Annotated in this window: 16 protein-coding genes and 2 pseudogenes; 10 read left to right on the forward strand and 8 right to left on the reverse strand. The window is 74.1% G+C overall.

Features of this window, described 5'->3' with window-relative positions:
* Positions 1–9: 9 nt before the first annotated feature.
* Positions 10–2,040 (reverse strand): transglycosylase domain-containing protein, encoded by a 2,031-nt coding sequence (locus IH54_RS47740; protein ID WP_267965217.1) that lies wholly within the window; start codon positions 2,038–2,040, stop codon positions 10–12.
* Positions 2,041–2,295: 255 nt separating this feature from the next.
* Here IH54_RS47740 and IH54_RS0121525 point away from each other — a divergent pair, with 255 nt between their 5' ends.
* The 4 genes from IH54_RS0121525 (at position 2,296) to IH54_RS41855 (ending at position 6,607) form a co-directional block, all read left to right on the forward strand.
* Positions 2,296–3,642: a hypothetical protein gene (locus IH54_RS0121525; protein WP_234343685.1), complete on the forward strand. Its 1,347-nt coding sequence runs from the start codon at positions 2,296–2,298 to the stop codon at positions 3,640–3,642.
* 108 nt (positions 3,643–3,750) lie between these two features.
* Entirely contained in the window at positions 3,751–4,479 is a 729-nt protein-coding gene (locus tag IH54_RS0121530; protein ID WP_031519208.1) for a response regulator transcription factor, read from the forward strand.
* Positions 4,480–4,574: 95 nt separating this feature from the next.
* Complete coding sequence (locus IH54_RS0121535) at positions 4,575–6,029, forward strand: sensor histidine kinase (protein WP_031519210.1); 1,455 nt, start codon at positions 4,575–4,577, stop codon at positions 6,027–6,029.
* A complete protein-coding gene (locus IH54_RS41855) occupies positions 6,026–6,607 on the forward strand; it encodes a hypothetical protein (protein ID WP_052397714.1) in 582 nt (193 codons plus the stop codon). Before IH54_RS0121535 ends, IH54_RS41855 begins: the two co-directional genes overlap by 4 nt.
* A 3-nt stretch (positions 6,608–6,610) precedes the next feature.
* Here the strand turns inward: IH54_RS41855 and IH54_RS0121545 are convergent, their stop codons facing one another.
* Positions 6,611–8,023 carry an NAD(P)/FAD-dependent oxidoreductase gene (locus IH54_RS0121545; protein ID WP_043181758.1) on the reverse strand — a complete coding sequence of 471 codons (1,413 nt, stop codon included), beginning with the start codon at positions 8,021–8,023 and terminating at the stop codon, positions 6,611–6,613.
* A 393-nt stretch (positions 8,024–8,416) separates the two neighbouring features.
* On the opposite strand from IH54_RS0121545, the gene IH54_RS0121550 reads away from it, so the two are divergent.
* From IH54_RS0121550 to IH54_RS0121560, 3 genes are all read left to right on the forward strand, one after another.
* On the forward strand, positions 8,417–9,274 hold the full coding sequence (locus IH54_RS0121550) for an oxidoreductase (protein WP_031519217.1): 858 nt from the start codon (positions 8,417–8,419) through the stop codon (positions 9,272–9,274).
* A 141-nt stretch (positions 9,275–9,415) separates the two neighbouring features.
* A complete protein-coding gene (locus IH54_RS0121555; protein ID WP_078862407.1) occupies positions 9,416–10,288 on the forward strand; it encodes a polysaccharide deacetylase family protein in 873 nt (290 codons plus the stop codon).
* A 183-nt stretch (positions 10,289–10,471) separates the two neighbouring features.
* The gene (locus tag IH54_RS0121560) at positions 10,472–12,499 is read left to right on the forward strand and encodes a S53 family peptidase (RefSeq protein ID WP_043181760.1); all 2,028 of its coding nucleotides are present in this window, start codon (positions 10,472–10,474) and stop codon (positions 12,497–12,499) included.
* 63 nt (positions 12,500–12,562) lie between these two features.
* Here IH54_RS0121560 and IH54_RS0121565 read toward each other — a convergent pair whose 3' ends face one another.
* Complete coding sequence (locus tag IH54_RS0121565) at positions 12,563–13,306, reverse strand: GntR family transcriptional regulator (RefSeq protein WP_159011978.1); 744 nt, start codon at positions 13,304–13,306, stop codon at positions 12,563–12,565.
* Between the two features lie 148 nt (positions 13,307–13,454).
* On the opposite strand from IH54_RS0121565, the gene IH54_RS0121570 reads away from it, so the two are divergent.
* Positions 13,455–14,585, forward strand: a complete 1,131-nt coding sequence (locus tag IH54_RS0121570; RefSeq protein WP_031519226.1) for a tyrosine-protein phosphatase — start codon at positions 13,455–13,457, stop codon at positions 14,583–14,585.
* Between the two features lie 22 nt (positions 14,586–14,607).
* Here IH54_RS0121570 and IH54_RS46995 read toward each other — a convergent pair.
* The 5 genes and pseudogenes from IH54_RS46995 to IH54_RS0121590 all read right to left on the reverse strand — a co-directional run.
* Positions 14,608–15,765, reverse strand: a pseudogene (locus tag IH54_RS46995) (ATP-binding SpoIIE family protein phosphatase); the annotation flags it as partial.
* Between the two features lie 198 nt (positions 15,766–15,963).
* Positions 15,964–16,707: pseudogene (locus IH54_RS47000) on the reverse strand (ATP-binding cassette domain-containing protein); the annotation flags it as partial.
* A 27-nt stretch (positions 16,708–16,734) separates the two neighbouring features.
* Positions 16,735–17,028: a zinc-ribbon domain-containing protein gene (locus tag IH54_RS0121580; protein WP_031519230.1), complete on the reverse strand. Its 294-nt coding sequence runs from the start codon at positions 17,026–17,028 to the stop codon at positions 16,735–16,737.
* A gap of 198 nt (positions 17,029–17,226) precedes the next feature.
* Positions 17,227–19,635: an ABC transporter permease gene (locus IH54_RS0121585; RefSeq protein ID WP_031519232.1), complete on the reverse strand. Its 2,409-nt coding sequence runs from the start codon at positions 19,633–19,635 to the stop codon at positions 17,227–17,229.
* On the reverse strand, positions 19,632–20,375 hold the full coding sequence (locus tag IH54_RS0121590; RefSeq protein ID WP_052397716.1) for an ABC transporter ATP-binding protein: 744 nt from the start codon (positions 20,373–20,375) through the stop codon (positions 19,632–19,634). The genes IH54_RS0121585 and IH54_RS0121590 overlap by 4 nt, the downstream gene beginning before the upstream one ends.
* Positions 20,376–20,590: 215 nt before the next feature.
* Here IH54_RS0121590 and IH54_RS0121595 point away from each other — a divergent pair, with 215 nt between their 5' ends.
* Complete coding sequence (locus IH54_RS0121595; RefSeq protein ID WP_234343686.1) at positions 20,591–22,042, forward strand: sensor histidine kinase; 1,452 nt, start codon at positions 20,591–20,593, stop codon at positions 22,040–22,042.
* On the forward strand, positions 22,039–22,728 hold the full coding sequence (locus IH54_RS0121600) for a response regulator (protein ID WP_031519238.1): 690 nt from the start codon (positions 22,039–22,041) through the stop codon (positions 22,726–22,728). The genes IH54_RS0121595 and IH54_RS0121600 overlap by 4 nt, the downstream gene beginning before the upstream one ends.
* The last annotated feature ends 227 nt before the right edge of the window (positions 22,729–22,955 follow it).

Here is a 22,955-nt window from a genome sequence, read left to right on the forward strand (position 1 = left end):
CCGGCACCCTCAGCCCGTCGCCGCCGCGTACGTCGACCAGATCGCCGCCGGGAAGGTGCTGCCGGTGTGCTCGTGCGGGCGGGAGCCCGTCGTGCCGGTCAGGGGTTCGGTCTGCTGGGTCTTCGGGTTGATGCGGAAGAGGGCGACGGCCGTGGACGCGCCCGGGGTCCAGCCCGCGTACCAGGCGGAGGTGTTGTCGGGGGAGGTGCCCGCGAGGCCCCTGCGGGCCGCGCCGCGGTCGAGGGCGGTGGTGACGCCGGCGGCGACCTGCGGGGTGAAGGGGTGGGTCACGACGGGGGTGCGGAGGGGGGCGAGGTCGCCGTCGCGGGTGACGCGGAGGACGGAGTACGGGTCGGTGTGCGTGCCGTGGGCGGCGAAGGTGGCGTACGCGCCCGCGACGCGGATCGGGCTCGGGGTGGCGGTGCCCAGGGAGAACTGCGGGACCTGCTCGGCGAAGCCGCTGTCGGGCAGCAGGCCCGCGTCGACGGAGGCGCGGCGGACGCGGTCGATCCCGACGTCCATGCCGAGCTGGACGACGGCGGTGTTGACGCCCTCGGCGACCGCCTTGCCCAGCGGGATCGTGCCCCACGAGCGGCCGCCGTCGTTCGCGACGCGGACGATCTTGCCGTCCCGGCTCCAGTACGGGCCCTCCGGGGTGCGGACGGCCACCTTGTCGTCGCCGTCGTAGAGGGTGCCGGGCGTGACGGGGGTGCGCGGGGCGTCGCGGGTGAGCTGGACGCCGTCGCGCAGGCCGGCCGCGTAGACGAAGGGGGCGTAGACCGTGCCGACGGGCACGATCGTGATGTTGGCGTCGTCGAAGCCCTGCTTGACGTAGTCGGGCCCGCCGTAGAGCGCGAGGATGCGGCCGTCGGGGGCGACGGACGCTGCGCCGACCCGTACGTCCCGGTCGGCGGCGCGGGCCGCCGGGTCCAGGGCCGCCAGCCGGCCCTGGACGGCGGTCGCGAGGGCGGTGACGCGGGGCTTCTCGAAGGTCGTCCAGATCTGGTAGCCGCCGCGGTCGAAGTCGGCGTCCGAGATGCCGCTGTGCGCGGAGACGTACGCGCGGGCGGTGTCGACGAGGTAGCCGGTCTGCCCGCCGAGCCCGGCGGGGCGGGGCGGCGGCTGCGGCTCGGGGAAGACGGTGATGGCCCTGCGCGCCGCGGCCGACAGATGGCCGGTCTGCACCATCCGGTCCAGCACCCACGACCAGCGGTCCACCGCCCGCTTGTGGTTGGCGGGGCTCAGCGCCGGGTCGAACATGCCGGCGCCCTTGAGCACCGCGGCCAGCAGCGCGCTCTCGCTCACGGTCAGCTGCGAGACGTCCTTGCCGTAGTACGCCTTCGCCGCCCGCTGCACCCCGTACGCGCCGCGCCCGAACCAACTGGTGTTGAGGTAGCCGTCGAGGATCTGGTCCTTGCTGAGCTTGCGGTCCAGCTTCACCGCGAGGAACATCTCGGTGAGCTTGCGGGAGAGCGTGCGGGACTGGCTGAGGTAGACGTTCTTGACGTACTGCTGGGTGATCGTCGAGCCGCCCTGCGCCTCGCCGCCGGTCGCCATGGCCTTGACGGCGCGGGTGAGGCCGCGCAGCGAGATGCCGGAGTCGGTGTAGAAGGACGCGTTCTCCGCCGCGAGGACGGCCCCTTGAAGGGACTTGGGGATCCGGCTGAGCGGCATCGACTGCCGGTCGACCGGGCCGACACGGGCCATCTCCGTGCCGTCCGCCCAGTAGTAGACGTTGTCCTGCTGGGTGGCGAAGGCGTTGAGGTCGGCGGGGATCTGCGTGCGGGCGTAGCCGTAGCCGATGAGCCCGGCGAGCAGGGCCAGCGCCCAGCAGAAGGCCAGCAGCGTCTGCCGCGGCGAGGGCAGCCAGCGCCGCACCCCGCGGCGCCCGGGGCGCGGGTAGCGGGGGCGCAGCACGCGCAGGGCCGCACGCCACGCGCGGGGCCGGAGCACCGCACGCCACGCGCGGGGCCGGAGCGCGCGGCGGACGGCGGCCCACCGGACGCGGGAGACGCGCAGCCGCCGTACGACGCCGGTCACTTTCCGCAACGTTGCCGCCTCCCGTCCGATGACGCCGCGGAACGCCCGCGGCGGGCGTCACCGTAGGAAGCGCAACGGGACCGGACCGGGACCGGTTGGCGACAGGTGTGTAACAGCCGCAGGGGGCGGCGCGTTGCCCGCGCCGACGGCTCGGACGACCCCGCGGCCAGGTCAGCGCCCTTACGCTCAGGGCCCGTTGCCGTCCTGTGACGAATCGGGCCAGGCGCGGTCATCTGGCCGCCGGACGGTGGCGGCATGACTACCGCGAGGAAGCCCTTCCCGGCCCTGCGCCGGCTCGCCCGGCGGGCCGGGGTGCGGGGCCGGCGCCGTACCGCCGCCGTGTGCGGCCTGCTGTGCACAGGGCTGCTCGGCACCGCCGGAGCCGTCACCGTGGCCGTCACGCACGGCGGTTCGGACGGCAGCGGCCCCGTACGCACGTCGCGGGCCGACGCCGTGCTGCCCGCGCACCCGCACTCGCCCTCGCCCCCGGCGAAGGCGCCGAGCAGCAGCCCGCCCGCATGGGACGGCAAGACCCGGGTGATCGGGGACGGTTCGACGTCCGACACCGGGCCGCAGCCGCACCAGCTCGTCCCGCGCAAGCTCGAACCGGGTGAGAAACCACCGCAGTTCGTGGTCTTCTCGTGGGACGGCGCGCTGGAGAACGACGACCACCTCTTCTCCCGCTTCCGCAAGGTCGCCGAGCAGAACGGCGCCCACATGACGTTCTTCCTCAGCGGCATCTACACCGTCCCCAAGGACAAGCGCAGCCTCTACCGGCCGCCCCGGCACGGACGCGGCGACTCCGCGATCGACTTCCCCACCGACGAGCACATCCGCTGGACGCTGGAGCAGCTGCGGCTCGCCTGGCAGGACGGCGACGAGATCGGCACGCACTTCAACGGCCACTTCTGCGCCCCCGACCCGGGCGGCGGCGGCACGTGGAGCACCGCCGACTGGCAGAGCGAGATCGCGCAGGCGTACTCCTTCGTGGAGCACTGGAAGACCGACACCGGCTTCACCGACATCCCGCCGCTGCCCTTCGACTACAGCAAGGAGCTGGCGGGCGGCCGCGCCCCCTGCCTGGAGGGCCAGCAGAACCTGCTGCCCGCCGAGAAGGCGAACGGATGGCGCTACGACGCCAGTTCGCCCGGCGACTTCCAGATGTGGCCGGCGAAGAAGGACGGGGTGTGGGACTTCCCGCTGCAGCTCATGCCCTACCCGGGCAGCGAGAACCAGATCCTCGCGATGGACTTCAACTTCCTCTACAACCAGTCCGGCGGCGACGTCACGCAAGGCGACCCGGCCCGGTTCCCCACGTGGGAGAAGGAGTCCCGGCAGGCGTACCTCAACGGCTTCGAGCGCGTCTACAACGGCAGCCGCGCCCCGCTCTTCATCGGCAACCACTTCGAGACGTGGAACGGCGGCATCTACATGCAGGCCGTCGAGGACGTCGCCAAGGACGTGTGCCACCGCAAGGACGTGCAGTGCGTGTCCTTCAAGGAGCTGAGCGACTGGCTCGACGTCCAGGACCCGGCGGTCCTGGCCAAGCTGCGCACGCTGGACCCGGCGGAGTCGCCGGACTGGCCGACGTTCCTGAAGTGAGACCCGGCCCGGACGGCACGCCCGGACGGCACGCCGTGTGACCCGGATTATGTGATCGTCCCGTAACAAAAAAGGATGCCGGGGCCAGAGGTCCGGATACTGAGGGGCATGGCACGACTGCTGGTGATCGAGGACGACCGCGCGGTCCGCGAGGGGCTCCTGCTCGCGCTGCGCCGGCAGGGGCACGACGTCGCCGCGGTCCCGAGCGGCGAGGAGGGGCTCGCACACCTGCGGGCCCAGCGCCCGGACGTGGTCGTGCTCGACCTGATGCTGCCCGGAATGCCCGGTCTCGAGGTCTGCCGGCGGATCCGTGCCGCCGACGACCAGGTGCCGATCATCATGGCCACCGCACGCGGCGACGACATCGACATCGTCGTGGGCCTGGAGGCGGGCGCCGACGACTACGTGGTCAAGCCGGTGCAGGCGCGGGTGCTGGACGCGCGGATCCGCGCGGTGCTGCGCCGCGTCGCCGGCGCGGGCGCGGGACCGGGCGGCGCCGGGCAGGTGCCGCGCCCCGAACGCCACGGCGACCTCACGATCGACCGCGCCGCCCTCGCCGTCTCCCGGCACGGCGTGCCCGTCCCGCTCGCGCCCTCGGAGCTGCGCCTGCTGCTCGTGCTGTCCGCCTCCCCCGGCCAGGTCTTCAGCCGCCAGCAGCTGCTCGAAGCGGTGTGGGAGCACAGCTACCACGGCGACGCCCGGCTGGTGGACGCGTGCGTGAAGCGGCTGCGCACCAAGCTGGACGAGCCCGCGGAGGAGCGCTGCATCCAGACCGTGCGCGGCTTCGGCTACCAATTCCGCCGCTTCTCCGCCACGGCCCGGCAGGCACCACGGTGACGGAAGCTCCCCGTACGGGGCCGGACCCGGCGCGCGCCGCGGTGACGGAGCCGCCCCGCAGCGAACCACCCCGCAAGGGGCCGCGGCGCGGCGGGCTGCTGCGCGGGGGCCTGCGGGTGCGGCTGCTGGTCGCCTTCGCGCTGGTCGCCGTGGTCGCCACGCTCACGACCGGCGGGCTCGCCTTCCGCGCCGCCCGCATCGGCCTGCTTCAGCAGGGCCAGGACACCGTCATCACGCAGTTCCGCGACGACGTCGACAGCCTCGCCTCCTCCCTCGACTTCCCGCCCGACCAGAATGAGCTGGACGCCTTCGCGGCGAACCTCGCGCACGCCCAGCGCACCGTCAACTGGCGCGTCATGGCCACCTACGGCGACCTCAGCGCGACCTCCGAGTCCGGCGACCCCTTCCCCGAACTCACCCCGGAGGTACGGGAGTCCGTCCGGACGAAGGCCGCCACCGTCTTCCAGCGGGTCGCCACCGACCACGGGCCCGCGCTCGTCGTCGGCCTCCCCGTCGACTTCGCCTCCCCCGGCCCGCCCGGCACCGGCCGCCATCCCTCCGGCGTCGCCGTCTTCCTCACCGTCTCCCAGGTCGACGAGCAGGGCTACGTGGACGCGCTCGTCTCCGCCGTCGAACGCGCCACCGTGCCCGCGCTGCTCGTCGCCGTCCTGCTCGCGCTGCTCGCCGCCCGCGGGGTGCTGCGGCCGGTCCGGGAGCTGCGGCGCGCCACCCGGCGGATCGCCGAAGGGCACCTGGAGACCCGGCTCGCCGTGCACGGCTCCGACGAACTCGCCGACCTCTCCCACACGTTCAACGACACCGCGGCCGCGCTGGAGGCCTCCGTCGCGGAGCTGCGCCGGATGGAGGGCCGCGCCCGCCGCTTCGCCGCCGACGTCTCGCACGAGCTGCGCACCCCGCTCGCCGCGATGGCCGCCGTCACCGACGTCCTCGACGAGGACGCGTCCCGCCTCGACGGCGACACCGCGACCGCCGTCCGGCTCATCAGCGAGGAGACCGTCAAGCTCGTACGGCTCGTGGACGACCTCATGGAGATCTCGCGCTTCGACGCCGGGGCCGCCGACCTGCACCTCGACGAGGTCGACCTCGCCGAGTCCGTACGCCGCACGCTCGCCACCCGCGGCTGGCAGGACTCCGTCACGACCGACCTCCCGCCGCCCGACACCGCCCGCGGGCGGGTGGACCCGCGGCGGCTGGACGTCATCGTCGCCAACCTCGCCGGCAACGCGCTGCGGCACGGCGCGCCGCCCGTCACGCTCACCATGACCGTCCGCGCGCTGCCCGGCGGCGACCACGAGGCCGTCATCGAGGTCGGCGACCACGGGCCCGGCATCCCGGCGGACGTGCTGCCGCACGTCTTCGACCGCTTCTACAAGTCCGACACCTCGCGGACCCGAACGGAGGGCAGCGGCTTGGGCCTGTCCATCACCGCGGAGAACGTCCACCTGCACGGCGGCACCATCACCGCGGCGGACCGCCCGGGCGCGGGCGCGACCTTCACGGTGACGCTGCCGCTGCGCCGCGACTCGTGAGCGGCGCCTTCCGCCGCGGGGGGCGGGCCCTCGCGGTGCCGGCCGTCCTCGGCGTCCTCGCCGGGCTCACGGGGCTCACCGGGTGCGGCATCCCCACCACCGGCGTGGTGGAGGCGGGGGAGGCGGGCAGCGGGATCCACCCGGCGACCACGCTGTACTTCGTGCGCACGGACGACGGCTCTCTCGCCACCGTCCGGCGCCGGGAGAACGTGCCGATGGGGGCGGAGGGGGCGCTGAGCATGCTCTTCAAGGGGCTCGACCCCATGGAGGGCAGGCTTCTGGGCCTGACGACGCTGCTGTACCCGGCCCCCGGGTCGGTCCGCCTCGACCGCACGGAGGACACCCTCACGGTCGACCTCGGCCCGGACGCCGGCCACATCCCCCCGGCCGCCGTCGACCAGATCGTCTGCACGGCCACCACGGCGGAAACCCTCCTCTCGCCGGGCGCGACCCCGTTCACCGTCGAGGTCACCGCCGCGGGCCGCCCGCAGCACGGCGCCCTCCCCGGCCCGGCCGCCTGCCCCACTGTGGCCTCGGCGACGCCGGTCGCGACGTACCCGAAGGCACAGAACCCCTGACCGTCAGCGCGGCCGGGCGTCCTTGCCCGTGAAGAGCGGGATCATCCGGTCGCGTTCGGAGGCCGTGAAGGGCGGGTCCTCCAGAGGCGCGGGGCGGAAGGGACTGAGGACCGTCGCCAGCACGTCCGGGCGCAGGGCGGCGGCCTGGGGCGCGGACAGGCTCATGACGTCGAGGAAGGCGCGGCTCACCCCGCGGCGGCGGGTCGCGGTGTGCATCAGCCGGTCGGAATAGCGGGTCATCACCGCGCCGAGCGGCCCCGGGGCGCGGCCCTCCGCCTCCGGGTAGCGCAGGTCCTGGCCCGCGGCCAGCGCCCATGCCGCGTCCGCCGCCCGCGCCGCCCCGCGCTGCACCCGGCGGGCCAGGCCGGGGCCCGGGCGGCGGGCGATCTCGTCGCGCAGGACCAGCGCGTGCCGGGCGGCGACCGACATCCCGTGCCCGTAGAGCGGGTTGTACGTCGCGAGCGCGTCGCCCAGGACGACCAGGCCCTCCGGCCACACCCGCATCCGCTCGTAGCGGCGCCGCTGGTTGACGGTGCTGTGCGAGACCGTCACATCGCTCAGCGGGGTGACCCGCGAGACGAGGTCGGCGATCACCGGATGGCGCAGGCCCCGTGCGAACGCCTCGAACGCGTCCGGGTCCGCGGTCGGCTGCGCGCCGCGGGTGCCGGACAGCGTCACGAGCCAGCGGCCGTCCTCGACCGGCAGGATCGTGCCGTTGACGCCGGGCACCGGCTGCCGCGGGTCGGCCTGGATGTTCACCGCCGGGAAGGACTCCGTGCCGGGCGGCGCCCGGAAGTAGCGGCTGGCGTAACCGAGGCCGGAGTCGACGAGGTCGGTACGCACCGGGGGCAGGCCGAGCCGGTCCAGCCAGCGCGGCATCGAGGAGCCGCGGCCGCTCGCGTCCACGACGAGGTCGGCCTCCAGCGTCTCGTCGCGCCGCCCGTCCCGCACCAGCACGCCGGTGACGGCGGTCGCGGTGCCGCGCAGGCCCAGGACCGAACGGCCCGGCAGCGTCCGCACCCCGGGCAGCCGGGTGACCCGCTCGCGTACCGCCCAGTCCAGCAGGTCGCGCGTCGCCGAGAGGAAGAACTGCTGCTCGGGGAAGCGGGTGAGCCAGCCGCCGGACGTCAGGACGACGAGGTCGGACGGGACGGCGATACGGCGGCCGCCCGCCGTGAGCAGGGCTTCCGTCGCGCCGGGCACCAGCGTTTCGAGGGCGCGGGCGCCGCCGGACCACAGCAGGTGGGCGTGCCGCGCCTGCGGGACGCCCTGGCGGGGGAGGGGGCCGTGCGGAAGCTCGTACCTCTCGACGACCGTGACGTTCGTCGTCTCGGCGAGCGCCGCCGCGGCGAGCATGCCCATGAGGCTGCCGCCGATCACCACCGCCCGGCCCGTCCGCCGGCCAACCCCCGCCATGAGCTCTCCTTCGTCCCGCTCCCCGCAACCTGCCCCGCGAGCCACTCCCGCCAACCCTCGGGGCTGCCCCATTCTGCCGTCGCGGGACCGTCCGCACATCGTGGCTGGTCGCGCAGTTCCCCGCGCCCCCGATGGTTGCCCCTCTGCGCGCAGGGTGAGCGTTCTCAGGGGCGCGTGGGGGTACCTCCCGGGCGAAGCCTGGGGGAGAACTGCGCGACCAGCCCCCACCGGCGGAAGATCGCGATGCCCACCGCAAGGGGCACCCCGGAGCGAACCCCTCCCCCCGAAGGGGGGACTCGCGGTCCCAGGAAGCGGAGGGCTCTGGGTGCCGCGCCCGGCGGGAGGGATCGTGGAGGGGCAGAACCCCCACCGCAGCGAAAGGCGGCACGCGAAATGACGAGCACCCCCGGAGGGACGTTCACGCCCGCGCCCGGTCTGGTCCTCAACCGGATGGGATACGGCGCGATGCAGCTCGCGGGGCCCGGCGTGTTCGGGCCGCCGAAGGACCGCCCGGAGGCCGTCCGCGTGCTGCGGACGGCGGTCGAACTGGGCGTCAACCACATCGACACCAGCGACTTCTACGGCCCGCACGTCACCAACGAGATCATCCGCGAGGCCCTGCACCCGTACCCCGAGGACCTGGTCCTGGTCACGAAGGTCGGCGCCCGGCGCGACGACCGGGGCGCGTGGCTGCCCGCGCTCTCCCCGGAGAGCCTGCGCTCGCAGGTCGAGGACAACCTGCGCAACCTCGCCGTCGAGGCGCTGGACGTCGTGAACCTGCGGGTCGGCGACGTCGAGGGCCCCTCGCAGGGTTCGATCGCCGAGGGCTTCGGCGTCCTCGCCGAGCTGCGTGAGCAGGGCAAGATCAAGCACCTGGGCCTGAGCAACATCAACGACGCGCAGCTCACCGAGGCGCAGGCCATCGCGCCGGTCGTGACGGTGCAGAACCTCTACAACATCGCCCACCGCGTCGACGACGCCCTGGTCGACCGGGCCGCGAAGGAGAGCATCGCCTTCGCCGCCTTCTTCCCGCTCGGCGGCTTCTCGCCGCTCCAGTCGGCGACGCTGGAGGCCGTGGCCGCGCGGGTCGGCGCGACCCCGCAGCAGACCGCGCTGGCCTGGCTGCTGCAGCGCTCCCCGGCGATGGTGCTCATCCCGGGCACCTCCACGGTGGCGCACCTGCGGGAGAACATCGCGGCGGCGGACCTGGAGCTGCCCGCGGACGCGGTGGCCGAACTGAACGCCGCCTGACGCAGCGTCCTACGGGGGGACGGCGGAGGTACGGGGCCGGGGCCCGGCGCCCCGGCCCCCGCACGGCCCCGCTATACGCCATGTGTACAGTTCCACGCGGTCCGCCCGCGGTGGGCGAATCCACCACGGGGAGGACTTCGTATGCGCATTGCGCACCTCATACGCACCACCGGAACTACCAGCGCCCCCGGCGCAATCAACGCAGCCGGCGGGACCCGCGGCCCCCGCAAGCGCACCCGCGCCCTCGCCGCCCTGCTCGGCACCGCCGCCCTCGGCACCGCCCTCACCGGCTGCAACGGCTACGACGCGACCTCCCCGTCCAGCGCCCGCAGCCACACCGGCGCGCACCCCGCGGCCTTCGCCGCCACCTCCGACGGCGGCACCGTCGACTGCCGCAAGGCCACGTGCGTGGCCCTCACCTTCGACGCGGGCCCCAGCGTCCGCACCCCGCAGATCCTGGCGATCCTCGCGAAGTACCACGTCCACGCCACCTTCTTCACGCTCGGCAAGAACCACGTGATGAAGCACCCGGAGATGGTCAAGGCGATGGCGGCGCAGGGCCACGAGGTCGAGACGCTGACGTGGTCGCACCAGATCCTCACGAAGATCAGCAAGGACGAGGTCCGCAAGGAGATCACCGAGGGGCGGGACGCCGTCGAGAAGGTCATCGGCGTGCGGCCGACGCTGCTGCGCCCGCCGCAGGGCCGCACCAGCTCCACCGTCACCGGTATCGCCAAGGACCTCGGCATGGCGGAGGTGGTGTGGAGCGCGGACGGCGCGGACTACAGGACCACCGACTCCCAGCTGATAGAGCAGCGGATCCTGAAGAAGACCAAGCGGGACGGCATCATCCTGCTGCACGACCTGGTCGACCCGACGGACAAGGGCTACAACGGCACGGTCGCCGCGATCCCCGGCATCATCGCGACCCTCCAGCAGCGGGGCTACACCTTCGTCACCGTCAAACAGCTGCTCGCCCCCGGGAATCCGCAGCCCGGCAAGGTCTACAAGTGACGCTCCCGCGGCGGGCCGGAAGTTAAAGGTCCAGCTAAGGACCGCCTGCGACGGTTCCCTACGGGTTCGGACTGCGTGCACACTACAGCCCATTGGCCGCCATGAGCGGTTACCGAACGGCCAAGTCCGCTCACCGAACCTCACGTTGGAGTCGTCATCACCGACATATCCACCCCCCGTGCAGTGCGGGCCGCCGTGGTCGCGGCGGCCTCGCTCGCCCTGGCGTCCGGCTCGCTGCTGATCGCCGCCCCGTCGCAGGCCGCCTCCGGCGCCGCCGCGCCGGCCGCGAAGACCATCGCCGACAGCCACCCGGCGTGGGCGACCGCGTCCGGTGACGCCGGCGCCGTGGCGGCGTCGACCGAGATCACCGGCACCGTCTACCTCGCCGGCCAGGACCCGGCGGGCCTGGCCGCGTACGCCACCGCGGTGTCCGACCCGGCCGGCGCCGCCTACGGCCGGTTCCTGACCCCCGCGCAGTACCAGGCGCGGTTCGGCGCCACGGCCGCGCAGGTCAAGGCGGTCACCGCATGGGCGCAGGGCGCCGGCCTGACGGTGCTGGGCAGCACCACGCACGCCGTGACCGTACGCGGCACCAACGCCGCGATCACCAAGGCCTTCGGCACCGGCATCCACAACTACCGGGTGAGCGGCAAGCTGCGGCACGCCCCGGCCCGCGACGTCACCGTGCCCGCGTCCGTCGCCTCCGCCGTCCTCGGCGTGACGGGCCTCAGCTCGGCCGGCGACAACGTCGTACGCCCGGACTACGTGCGCACGAACGACGGCGGCCCGACCACCACCCCGGCCGGCAGCGGGAAGCCCACCGACCAGCTGCCGACCACCGCGACGTGCTCGGACTACTGGGGCCAGAAGACGACGACCGCCGGCCCCGCCGGGTACGCCAAGGGCGCGGTGCCGTTCGACCAGTGCTCCTTCTACCCCTCGCAGCTGCGCAAGGCCTACGGCATCACCGCCTCGGGCCTGACCGGCAAGGGCGCGACGGTCGCGATCGTGGACGCGTACGCCTCCTCGACGATGCTCGCGGACGCGAACCAGTACGCGACCGCGCACGGCGACAAGGCCTTCCGGCCCGGCCAGTACCGCGAGATCGTCGACCCGTCGCAGTGGCAGGACCAGGACCTGTGCGGCGGCCCCGAGGGCTGGGCGCCCGAGGAGGCCCTGGACGTCGAGATGGCGCACGGCCTCGCGCCGGACGCGAACGTCGTCTACGTCGGCGCGAACTCGTGCAACGACGACGACCTGCTCGGCGCGATCACCACGATCGTGGACGGCCACCTCGCGGACGTGATCTCCAACTCGTGGGGCGAGATCATGCACACCACGGACAACGCCGACGTGTCGGCGTCCGAGATCGCCGCCTACGAGCAGGTCTTCCAGCAGGCCGCGGCCGAGGGCATCGGCGTCGGCTTCTCCGCGGGTGACTGCGGCGACTCCAGCCCGACGGCGGCCGCGACCGGCGCCAACTGCCAGAAGGACACCCCGCGCGCGCAGGCCAACTGGCCCGACTCCGACCCGTGGGTGACCTCGGTCGGCGGCACCGCGCTCGGTATCTCGTCGAAGTCCGGCACGTACGGCTTCGAGACGGACATGGGCACCCTGCGCTCCAACCTGTCGGCGGACGGCACCAGCTGGGTGCCCTCGGTGCCCGCGCCGTTCTACTTCGGCGGTGGCGGCGGCACCAGCGAGGACTTCGCGCAGCCCGCGTACCAGCGCGGCGCCGTCCCGTCCGCGCTCGCCCACACCCTGATGACCGGCGCGCACAGCCGCACCGCGCAGCGCGTCACCCCCGACGTGTCGATGAACGGCGACCTCTACACCTCGGTGCTGGTCGGCATCTCCGACGGCGACGACTACAGCGAGGGCGGCTACGGCGGCACGAGCGTCAGCTCGCCGGAGTTCGCGGCGCTGCAGGCCGACGCGATCCAGGCCCGCCACCACGCGATCGGCTTCGCCAACCCCGTCCTCTACGCCCACCCGGACCTGCTGCGCGACGTCGTCGACGAGAACGCGGCGCACCACGCCACGACCCCGCTGAGCAGCATCGTCGACTTCGGTGAGATCAACGGCGCGCTGACCGTACGACTCGTCGCCTTCGGCCAGGACACCTCGCTCAACGCCGTCCGCGGCTACGACAACGCGACCGGCCTCGGCACCCCGACGCTGGCCTACCTGCGGTCCTTCGGCAACCGCTGACCGTGCATCGGCGCAGGAGCCGGGCCCCGCACGCCGGGGCCCGGCTCCTCGCTTCCCACCGGCTCAGTCGCGGTAGTGCAGGACGAAGCGCAGGGCGTCGCCGCGGATCCGGCGGCGGACGAAGTACAGCGGCGTGCCGTCCGGGGTGCAGCTCACGCCCTCGCGGACCAGCAGCGGGTGGCCGGTGGGCACGCCGAGCAGCGGCGCGTCGGTGAGGTCGGCGGCGGTCGCGGAGAAGGCCCGCCAGTCGTACTCGACGGGGTGGCCGAGCACCTGGTGCAGGGCCGCGGCCAGGTTGGCGGTCGCCTCCAGCGCGGGCAGCACCTCGGGAACGAGGGCTGCGGCGAGCCAGTAGCTGCACACCGCGAGCGGCCGGCCGTCCGGGGCGACCAGGGTGTCGATCCGGCCCAGCTCGGCCGCGGGCCGGGCGAGCGCGCGGACGGCCTCGCCGCCCTCGTCGGCGGGGGCGGTGCCGAGCACGCGCTCGACACGGGCGGCCCGCGGGTCGGGCGGCGGCGCCCCGTCCGGCACGTCCACGGCCTGGCTGCGCGGGTTGACGTGCACCGACACCTGCGGGACCCGGGTGCGGACGAAGGTGCCGATGCCGCGCCGGATCTCGATCGTCCCGGCCCGGTCCAGCTCACCCATCGCCTGCCGCACGGTCAGCCGGTTGACGGAGTAGTGCGCGGCCAGCTCCGACTCGCTGGGCAGAGCCGCGCCCGCGCCGAACTCCCCCGCGTCGATCCGGCGCTGGAGCCGCTGCGCGAGCTGGAGGTAGAGGGGGACGGTGCCGTGGCGCTGCAACACCGTACGGATTCTAGGGCGCGGGGCGCCGGGGGCTTGCGCGCACCTGGAGTTCACCTGGGCGTCGGCGGGGCGTACGGAGGGCGGGCCCGGGGCGTCATCCGCGAAATCTAGACGTATAGATGTCGCCTCTGACCTCAGGAGATATCGCATGTCCGACCTCAGCCGCCGCCGCGTCCTGGCCACCGGCATCACTGCCGCGCTCACCCTCGGCGCCCTCGCGGGCGGCACCGCGGCCGCCTCCGCCCACTCCGCCCAGCCCGCGAAGCCGGGGCACACCGCGAAGCCCGCCGCGCACCGCGCGATCCCCTTCACGGCCGCGACCGTCACGCAGCAGGCGAACGGCTCCTTCAGCATCAGCTGGACCTCGGCCCCCGGCGTCGGGCGGGTCTCCGTCTACGCCGGACGTGACCAGCAGCACATCGCGCGCGGCCACGCCGTCGCGACCGGCCGCGGCACCGCCACCGTCACCGTGCCCCCGCCCGGCAAGGCCGACCGCTGGTGGTTCGAGCTCGTCCCGGACCACGGACAGCCGCTGACCCTCGCCGACCGCTCGCTGCACCTCACCTCCGCCCCCAACTTCCGTGACGCGGGCGGCTACCGCACCACCGACGGCCAGTGGGTGCGGATGGGCGTCCTCTACCGCTCCGGCGACCTGAGCACCCTCACCGACGCCGACCTCGCCACCCTGCGGCGGCTCGGCATCCGCACCGACATCGACCTGCGCACCTCCACCGAGCGCGGCAGCGCCCCCGACCGCCTCCCGGCCGGCACGCGGTACGTGGTCGCCGACGTCCTGGGCGACGCGCTGTCCGGCTCGCTGCCGACCACCGAGGACGCGGCCGTGCAGATGATGACCGAGGCCGAGCGGACCATGGTCTCCGGCGGCAACGCGAGGAAGGCCTACACCACGCTCGTCGACGCCGCCGCCGACCCGCGCGCCGCCGCTGTGGTCTACCACTGCACCGCGGGCAAGGACCGTACCGGCTGGGCCAGCGCGACGCTGCTGACCGCGCTCGGCGTGCCGCGCGCGACCGTCATGCAGGACTACCTGGCCAGCAACACCTACCGCGCCGCCGAGAACGCCGCCGCCCTCGCGCAGCTCCCCGAGGCGATGCGCCCGGCGTACAAGGCGCTGCTCGACGTCCGCCCCGAGTACCTGAACGCGGGCTTCGACGAGGTCTCCCGGAAGTACGGCTCCTTCGGCCGCTACCTCGACGAGGCGCTCGGCTTCGACAGCCGCGACGTCCGCGACCTGCGGAGGCAGCTGCTCGTCGGCTGAAACCCTTACCCGCGAGGGGCTTTCAGGGTCGGGCGGCGCGGGGGATGCGCTGCTCGACCCAGATGATCTTCCCGTCCTTGGTGTAGCGGGTGCCCCAGCGCTCGGCCATCTGCGCCACCAGGAAGAGGCCGCGGCCGCCCTCGTCGGTGGTCGCGGCGTACCGCAGGTGCGGGCTGGTGCTGCTGGCGTCGGCGACCTCGCAGATGAGCGTGCGGTCCAGCAGCAGCCGTACGTCGATGGGCCCGGTGGCGTACCGGATCGCGTTGGTGATCAGCTCGCTGAGGATCAGCTCGGTGGTGAACTCCAGCTCGTCCAGGCCCCACTCGGCCAGCCGGCCGGTCGCCGCGTTGCGTACGGCGGCGACCGCGGCGGGGTCGGAGGGCACGTCCCAGCGGGCGATACGGCTCGGGGGCAGCGCGCGCGTCCCGGCGACGAGCAGCGCGATGTCGTCGGTGGGCGCGGCGGGCAGCAGGGCGCGGACGACGGCGTCGCAGGTCGCGTCCGCGCTGCGGTCCGGGTGGCCGGACAGCGCGGCGCGCAGCCCGTCCAGGCCGACGTCGATGTCGCGGCTGCGGTCCTCGACCAGGCCGTCGGTGTAGAGGACCAGCCGGCTGCCCTCCTCCAGGCGGAACTCGGCGGCCTCGAAGGGCAGCCCGCCCAGGCCCAGCGGCGGCCCCGCGGGCACCTCCAGCAGCTCCACCGTGCCGTCGGGGGCGACCAGCGCGGGCGGCAGATGGCCGGCCCTGGCCATCTCGCAGACGCGCGTCACCGGGTCGTAGACCGCGTACAGGCAGGTCGCGCCGGTGATCGGGGCCGCGCCGGCCGGCTGCCCCGGCCCGTCCCCGGTCTCGTCCTTGTCGATCCGGCCGACCAGGTCGTCCAGGTGCGCCAGCAGGTCGTCCGGCGGCAGGTCCAGCATGGAGAAGTTGAAGACGGCCGTCCGCAGCCGGCCCATCGTGGCCGCCGCGTGCATGCCGTGCCCGACGATGTCGCCGACCACGAGGGCGACGCGCGCGCCGGGCAGCGGTATGACGTCGAACCAGTCGCCGCCGACGCCCGCCTGCGCGGGCAGGTAGCGGAAGGCGACGTCCAGCGCGTTCTGCTCGGGCAGGCCGTGCGGCAGCAGGCTCTGCTGGAGGTCGACCGCCATCGCGGTGTTGCCGGTGATGGCCGAGTCGATCTGCTCCTGGGTGCTGTACTTGGTGTCGAACAGGCCGGTGTTGCGTCCGACCCGCAGCACCGCCACCCGGTCGGCGACCGCCCGCACCTCGTCCAGCTCCGGGCTCACCAGCAGCACCCCGAGCTGCTGCTCGCGCAGCCGCTGCACCAGCTCCAGCACCCGGGCCGCCTGCCGCGGGCCGAGCGCGGCCGTCGGCTCGTCCAGCACGATCAGCCGCGGCTCGCCGATGAGGGCCCGCGCGATCGCCACCGCCTGCCGCTGCGCGCCGGGCAGCGACGCGACGGGCGTGCGCAGGCTCTCGATCCGCACCGACAGGCTGTCCAGCAGGGCGCGGGCGCGCTTCTCCATCCGGATCTCGCTGAGCATCCCGAAGGTGCGCAACTCCCGGCCGAGGAAGAGGTTCTGGACGGTGTCGAGGTTGTCGCACAGCGCCAGGTCCTGGTGGATCGTGGCGATGCCCAGGTCCATGGCGTCCTGCGGGCGGCGCAGCTCGACCGGGCGGCCGCACCACTCCACCGCGCCCGCGTCCGCCGGTGTCACCCCGGAAAGGACCTTGACCAGCGTGGACTTGCCCGCACCGTTGCTGCCGACCAGGCCGACGACCTCGCCCTCCCGGACGGTCAGACCGACCTCGCGGAGCGCCTGCACCGCGCCGAACCGCTTGGAGACTCCGCGCACGGCCAGCAGCGGGCTGTCGCTCACGCACACCACCTCCTGCCCCCGGGGCGCCCGGCCTCCCGGCCCCGGCGCACCGCCGGTTCGGCCCCCGCGTACCGAAGTCTGCCCCGAGGAGCGGGGAAGCGCACCAGGGCCGTACAACGACCGCGCAACGGCCCGGCAACAGTCGGCGCGCGACGGCCCGTCCGGGACGGCCCCGGGCGCGGCCCCGCGGGGACGGCAGCGGCCGCGGGCGCCCGGGAGGGCGGGCCCGCGGCCGCTCATGTCGTCAGGCAGTCCTGAAGCGGAACCTCAGGCGGTGGGGTGCTGGTGGTCGTGCACCGCGGGCTGGCCCATGGCAGGCTGCGGCTGCATCATGCCCGACTGGAGCTGCTCGGCCTGCTCCTTGGCGATCTGCTGGGCGGCACCGCAGAAGGTGCACTGCGTCAGGTATTTGGTGTTGAGCGGAAAAAGCGGCACGAAGAAGAGCGTGAACTTCGTGACGCGCTTCTTGAGCGAGTGCGCCGCGGGATTCCCGCAGCGTCCGCAGACCAGCGTGAGCATGGCCAGGGCGTAAAGATAGGTCCGCGAGCCGAATATGATCATGAGTCCCCCCACACAACGGGATTGCCTGTCTCAGCAGAGTGTGCCTTACGAAGCCGACACCACGATATGCGGGGGCGCCATCCCCTTTCCCGCCTTTTCCGGCCCGGAGCCGCCGCTGGGACGTTTTCCGGCCCGGAGCCGCCCCCGTGGCGGCCCCGGGCCGTTTGCCGCGACGGCCCAGGGGCCGCGCCGCGGCCGCTACTCGGTCCTGAGACTGGTCGCCGTCGAGGTGCGGGCGGCCCAGCCGGCGGGCAGCATCGCGCCCGCGATGGCGATGACCAGGCCCGCGAGGGCGAGCAGCGTGACGAGCCCCGGGTGGAAGACGGCGATGTCGGCGTGCGGGACGCGGGTGCCGGCCGCCGAGCCCATCGCCGGGACGATCACGCCGTGCAGCGCCATCCCGACCGGGACCCCGACCACCCCGGCGAGCAGGCCGAGACCGGCCACCGACGTGATGACCATCGCGATCGTCTGCCGCGGTGACATGCCCAGAGCCTTCATCACCCCGATGTCGTGGACGCGTTCGCGGGTGTCCAGCACCACGGTGTTGAGCACCCCGAGCCCCGCGACCAGCACCAGCATGAGGGTCAGGGTGGCGATGAGCGTGTCCATCGCGATGACGGTGGCGCTGGTGCTGCTGCTCTCCTGGTACGCCTCGACACCGAGCGGCCTGATCGCCGTGTTGAGGTCCGCCAGATATGCGCGGATGTCGGTGCCCTGGGTGAGTTTCACGTGAAACATGTCGGGCTGCGCGTCGAGGCCGAGCGCCGTGAGCGTCCGGTAGTCGGTCGAGAACCGCAGGGTGTCGTCGATGATCAGCGCCTCGCCGACGATCGTCACCCGCGTGCTGCGCCCGTCGTCTTCGAGCGTGGCCGAGTCGCCGACGTGCTTGCCGGTGGCCTCCAGGAAGCGGTGCCCCACCACGATCTGGCCGGGGCCGGTCAGCCAGTGGCCGGAGACCATCTGCAGGCCCGCCCAGGACGCGTCGCCCTGGTAGGTGTCCACCCGCGCCGCGCCCGGCACCCCGGCGACACCCACCTCTTCTTCGCCCGTTCCGACGTATCCGGCGGTGCCCTGCTGCGCGGTGATCGCGTTCAGCAGCTTGCTGCGGTCCACGGGGACCGGCCGGCCCACCGGTGCCGGGGGCGGCGCGCCCTCGCCCTTGGCGGCCCCCGGCGGAGGCGCGTCCACCGGCGGCGCGTAGACGGGCATGGAGACCTGCCCGGGGCTGTCGCGGTTCAGGCCGTCCTGGATCGCCGACAGCGACGAGCCCAGCCCGTACGCGAACGTCACGCCGACCGCGCCGAACGCGACCGCCACCCAGATCGTCGCCGAGCGCCCCGGCCGCGCGAACGGCCCGGCCAGCCCCATCGTCACCGCCCGCGGCAGCGGCAGCCGGGAGGCCACCCGCGCCGCGAGCCGCCCCCGCCCGACCCTCGGCGTGCGGCCGACCGCGAGCGCCTCGACCGTACGCAGCCGGGCCGCCCGCAGTGCCGGCGCCAGCGCGCTCGCCACCACCAGCGCGAGCACCCCGGCGGGCACCACGAGGTCCAGCCACCACGCCACCGCCAGCGACCCCGCGCCGTACGCGTCCGAGGCCTGCTTCAGCAGCGGTACGGACGCCAGGTTGCCCACCAGCACGCCCAGCGCGGTGCCGACCGCGGCCGGGATCAGCGCCTGCCCGATGTACGCACGCCCGACCTGGCCGGGCGTCAGCCCGAGCGACTTCAGCACCCCGATCCGCCGGGTGCCCGCGCTCACCGAGCCGCTCACGACGATGCCGATGATCAGCACCGACATCACCAGCCCCAGCACCCCGAAGGCCACGATGAAGGGCACGAACGTCGCGCTGTGCTCGTCGGCCACATGCTTGGTCGTCAGATACGACAGCCCCGCCGTGAGCGCCCCCTTCGGCGCCGCCGCGGCCACCGCCGCCCTGCCCGCCGCGACCTGCCCGCTCGTCCCGGAGTGGGCGAAGCGGTAGAGCATCTCGTACGACGGCGCGCTGCCCGGCTTGGCGAACGCCGCCATCTGCGCGGGCGCCACCCAGGCGTCGGCGGTCCTGCTGACCGAACGGGCGAGGCCGACGATCCGCAGCTCCGGCGAACCGGGCAGGCCGGGGAACACCGCGGTCGCGCCGAGCTGGAAGAGGTTCGGGCCGTCGTCGTTCTCCGTCAGCACGATCTGGCCGCGGCCGGTGAGCCAGTGGCCCTTGAGCATCGTGACCGCGTCCACCGGGCCGCCCCGGTCGGAGCGGCCCGCGATCGTCAGCGGCCCCCCTTCCGACGTGATCATTCCGCCGCCGCCGTCCGTGATCCGCGGGGAGGCGGTGACCACGGTGAAGGGCCCGGCTGCGGCGGTGACCCCCGCGGCGTGCGCGGTCGCGGCGACCTGCGCCGCGGTCGCCTTCGAGCCGTCGAAGCGCGCCGTCAGATGCGCGCCGCGCTGCTGCGCGAAGGCGTGGTCGAAGGGCGCCCGCGACGCGACGACCAGCCCCGCGGCCATGATCGACGCGGTGACGGCCATCATCGTGGTGAGGGCCATGACCACCGTCTGGACGCGCCGCCGCCCGACCCCGGCCCGCACCACCTTGCCGATCGCGCTCATCGCGCCACCGCCGCGGCGCCGTTCGCCGTTCCGGCGTCGCCTCTGTTGCCGCCGCCGGGACCGCTGACGTCGCGCACGATACGGCCGTCGACCAGCTCGATCGTGCGGGTCGCGCACGCCTCGGCGAGCGCGAGGTCGTGGGTGACCAGCAGGATCGTCTGGCCGTCCGCGTTCAGTTCGGTGAGCAGCGCGCGCACCTCCGCGCCCGACGCGGTGTCCAGCGCGCCGGTCGGCTCGTCGGCGAGCAGCAGCGCGGGGCGGTTCATCAGCGCCCGCGCGACCGCGACCCGCTGCCGCTCCCCGCCGGACAGCCGCCCGGGGTACGCACGGGAGTGCCGGGCGATGCCGAGGTAGTCCAGCAGCTCCGCCGCCCGGGCCCGCGCCTGCGCCCGCCCCGCGCCGACGAGCTGCGAGGGCAGCAGCACGTTGTCGAGCACGGTCAGGTCGTCGAGCAGGTTGAAGAACTGGAAGACCATGCCGATGCGTTCGCGCCGGAAGCGCGCGGACCCGGTCTCGCTCAGCGTGTCGACCCGGACGCCGGCGACCGTGACACTGCCCTCGGTCGGCCGGTCCAGGCCCGCGACCATGTTGAGCAGCGTCGACTTACCGCTCCCCGACGGCCCCAGGACCGCGAGCGCCTCCCCGGCCCGGACGGCCAGATCGAGCCCGTCCAGGGCCGCCGGGCCGTCGTCGTAACTCTTGCGCACCTCGCGGATGTCGATGAGGGGTGCACTGCTCATGTGGGTCCTCCCCCGAGCCGTATGCGGTCTGTGCGCCAGACGCTAGGAGCGGGGGCCGCGGGAGCGCGTCGGCCGCCGTGTGGAAGACGGCTACCGCGGTGGTCGGACCCCGTTCGGCGTCATCCCGTGGGTGTACGCGACTGGTCTTACGCGGCGGGACGGAACGCGACGGCGGGGGGATGTGGGGGGCGGTGGGGGCCCGGCACACTGGGCGGGTGAGCACGTCGGAGCCGGTCGGACCGGTCAGCAGGATGCCGCAGGGCATCGCCGTCGGGGTCGCCCGCACCAGGGCCGCCCTGGCCGGCCTGCTGCCCCCCGCGCCGCCGCCGGCCCGCAGATCGCCGCCGCAGCCGCTGTCGCGCTGGGCCTGGACGGCGGACGTGATCGCCGCCGTCGTGCTCGCCGCCGCCACCGCGTACGCCACGGCCAACGGTGCGACGGGGGACGGCCCCTTCCGCTCCGGCGCCAAGATCCCCGCCGACGTCCCCGGTATCCCCCGCCTGCCCGAGCCGCCGCCGCTTCCCGACGGGCGGCCCTTCGTGGTGGATCCCCACCTGCTCGTACAGAGCGCGCCGCAGCCCGCGCTCTGGCTGATCGTCCTCGGAGCACTCACCGCGCTGCCCCTCGCGGTGCGCCGCCGCTGGCCGCTGAGCGCGTTCACCGCGGTGCTGGGCTCGTCGCTGCTCTTCCACTCGCTGACCGCGAACTCCTGGTCGGACCAGGGCGTGGAGGACCCCTCGGCCGCCTTCACCCTCATATCGACCGTGCTCACCGGCTACGCGGCCGCGCTTTACAGCCCCTACCGGCGGCGTGCGATCGGCGCGCTGGTCACCGGCGGCGTGCTGCTGCTGGCAGCCCGCCACCAGGCCCTGCCGTCCTTCTCGCCGAGCTTCGTGCCGTTCGCGCTGCTGCTGCCGCTGGGCCTGGCCGCCAACGCCGTGCACATCTGGCGGCAGCGGATGCGCACCATGCAGGCCGAGCAGGCAGCCGCCACGCAGCTCGCCGTCGAGCACGAGCGGGCCAGGATCGCCCGCGAGCTGCACGACGTCGTGACGCACAACGTCAGCATGATGACCGTGCAGGCGGGTGCGGCCCGCACGGTGCTGGACAAGGAGCCCGAGCTCGCCCGCGAGGCGCTGCTCGCCGTCGAGTCCGCGGGGCGCGCCGCAATGGCCGAGCTTCGGCACGTCATGGGTCTGCTGTCGATGACGACCACCTCGCCGGGCGCCATGGACCCTGACGGACCGCAAGGCGCCCCCGAGGCGGAATTGGCCCCGCAGCCCGGGCTCGGACAGGTCGGCGCGCTCGCCGACCGGGTGCGCGGCACAGGCATGGCGGTCGCCTTCACCGTGACCGGCACCCCCGTCCCGCTGCCCGCGGGCGTGGACCTGGCGGCGTACCGGGTGGCGCAGGAGGCCCTCACCAACACCGTCAAGCACGCGTCCGGCGCGAGCGTCACCGTGAGCGTCGCCTACCGCCCCGGCGAGGTCCATGTCGAAGTGGCCGACACCGGCGGCACCCCCTCCCCTTCCGCCTCCGCCGGAAACGGCCGCGGACTGATGGGCCTGCGCGAACGCCTCGCCGTCTACGGTGGGACACTCGACGCCGGACGCCGCATATCCGGCGGCTACCGGGTCCGGGCCGTCATCCCGGTGGGGGACGCGTGAACGTATCGCCGGAGGGACCCCTGCGGGTCGTCATCGCCGACGACCAGGGCCTGGTGCGCACCGGCTTCCGCATGATCCTCACCGCCGCCGGCATCGAGGTCGTCGCCGAGGCGTCCGACGGTGAGGAGGCGGTGGCGGCGGTACGCCGCACGCGCCCGGACATCGTCCTCATGGACATCCGCATGCCCGGCCTCGACGGCCTGGAGGCCACCCGCCGCATCCTCGGCGGCGCCCCCGACGACCCCCAGGTCCTCATCCTCACGACCTTCGACCTGGACCGCTACGTCTACGCGGCCCTCGCCGCCGGAGCCAGCGGCTTCCTCCTCAAGGACGTCACCCCCGAATACCTCGTCGCCGCCGTCCGCCTCGTCCGCTCCGGCGACGCGCTGCTGGCTCCCGCCATCACCCGCCGCCTCGTCGAGCGCTTCGCCGCGAATCCTGGCGGGGCCTCGACCGTCCACCGCGACCTCGCGGCGCTGACCCCGCGCGAATCGGAAGTCCTCCGCCACCTCGCGGGCGGCCTCAGCAACGGGGAGTTGGCTGCTGCCCTGGGGGTGAGCGAGGCGACCGTCAAGACGCATGTGACGCGGATTCTGTCGAAGCTGGGGTTGCGCGATCGCGCGCAAGCGGTAGTGGCCGCCTACGAGTCGGGCCTCGTCACCCCGGGCTCCGCCCGGACCCGTTGAGCCCAGCCCCCGCCGGGGTGCACCGTCCCGGTGGGGCGGTTGCTGCTGGTCGCCGGACCACCGGTTCGTGGTGGGTTGCTCGCGCAGTTCCCCGCGCCCCTGGTGTACCCGGCGGGGCATCGCGCCCTTGCTTCGGTGGGTGGGGTCGGGTGCCACTCCGGGGGTACCTCCTCGGAATGCGCGTTCGCCCTCATCCGAGGTTGGCAAGGGGCTGGGAAGCGCATTCC

It is taken from the genome of Streptomyces sp. NRRL F-5123 (genome assembly GCF_000721495.1).
GTDB lineage: Bacteria > Actinomycetota > Actinomycetes > Streptomycetales > Streptomycetaceae > Actinacidiphila.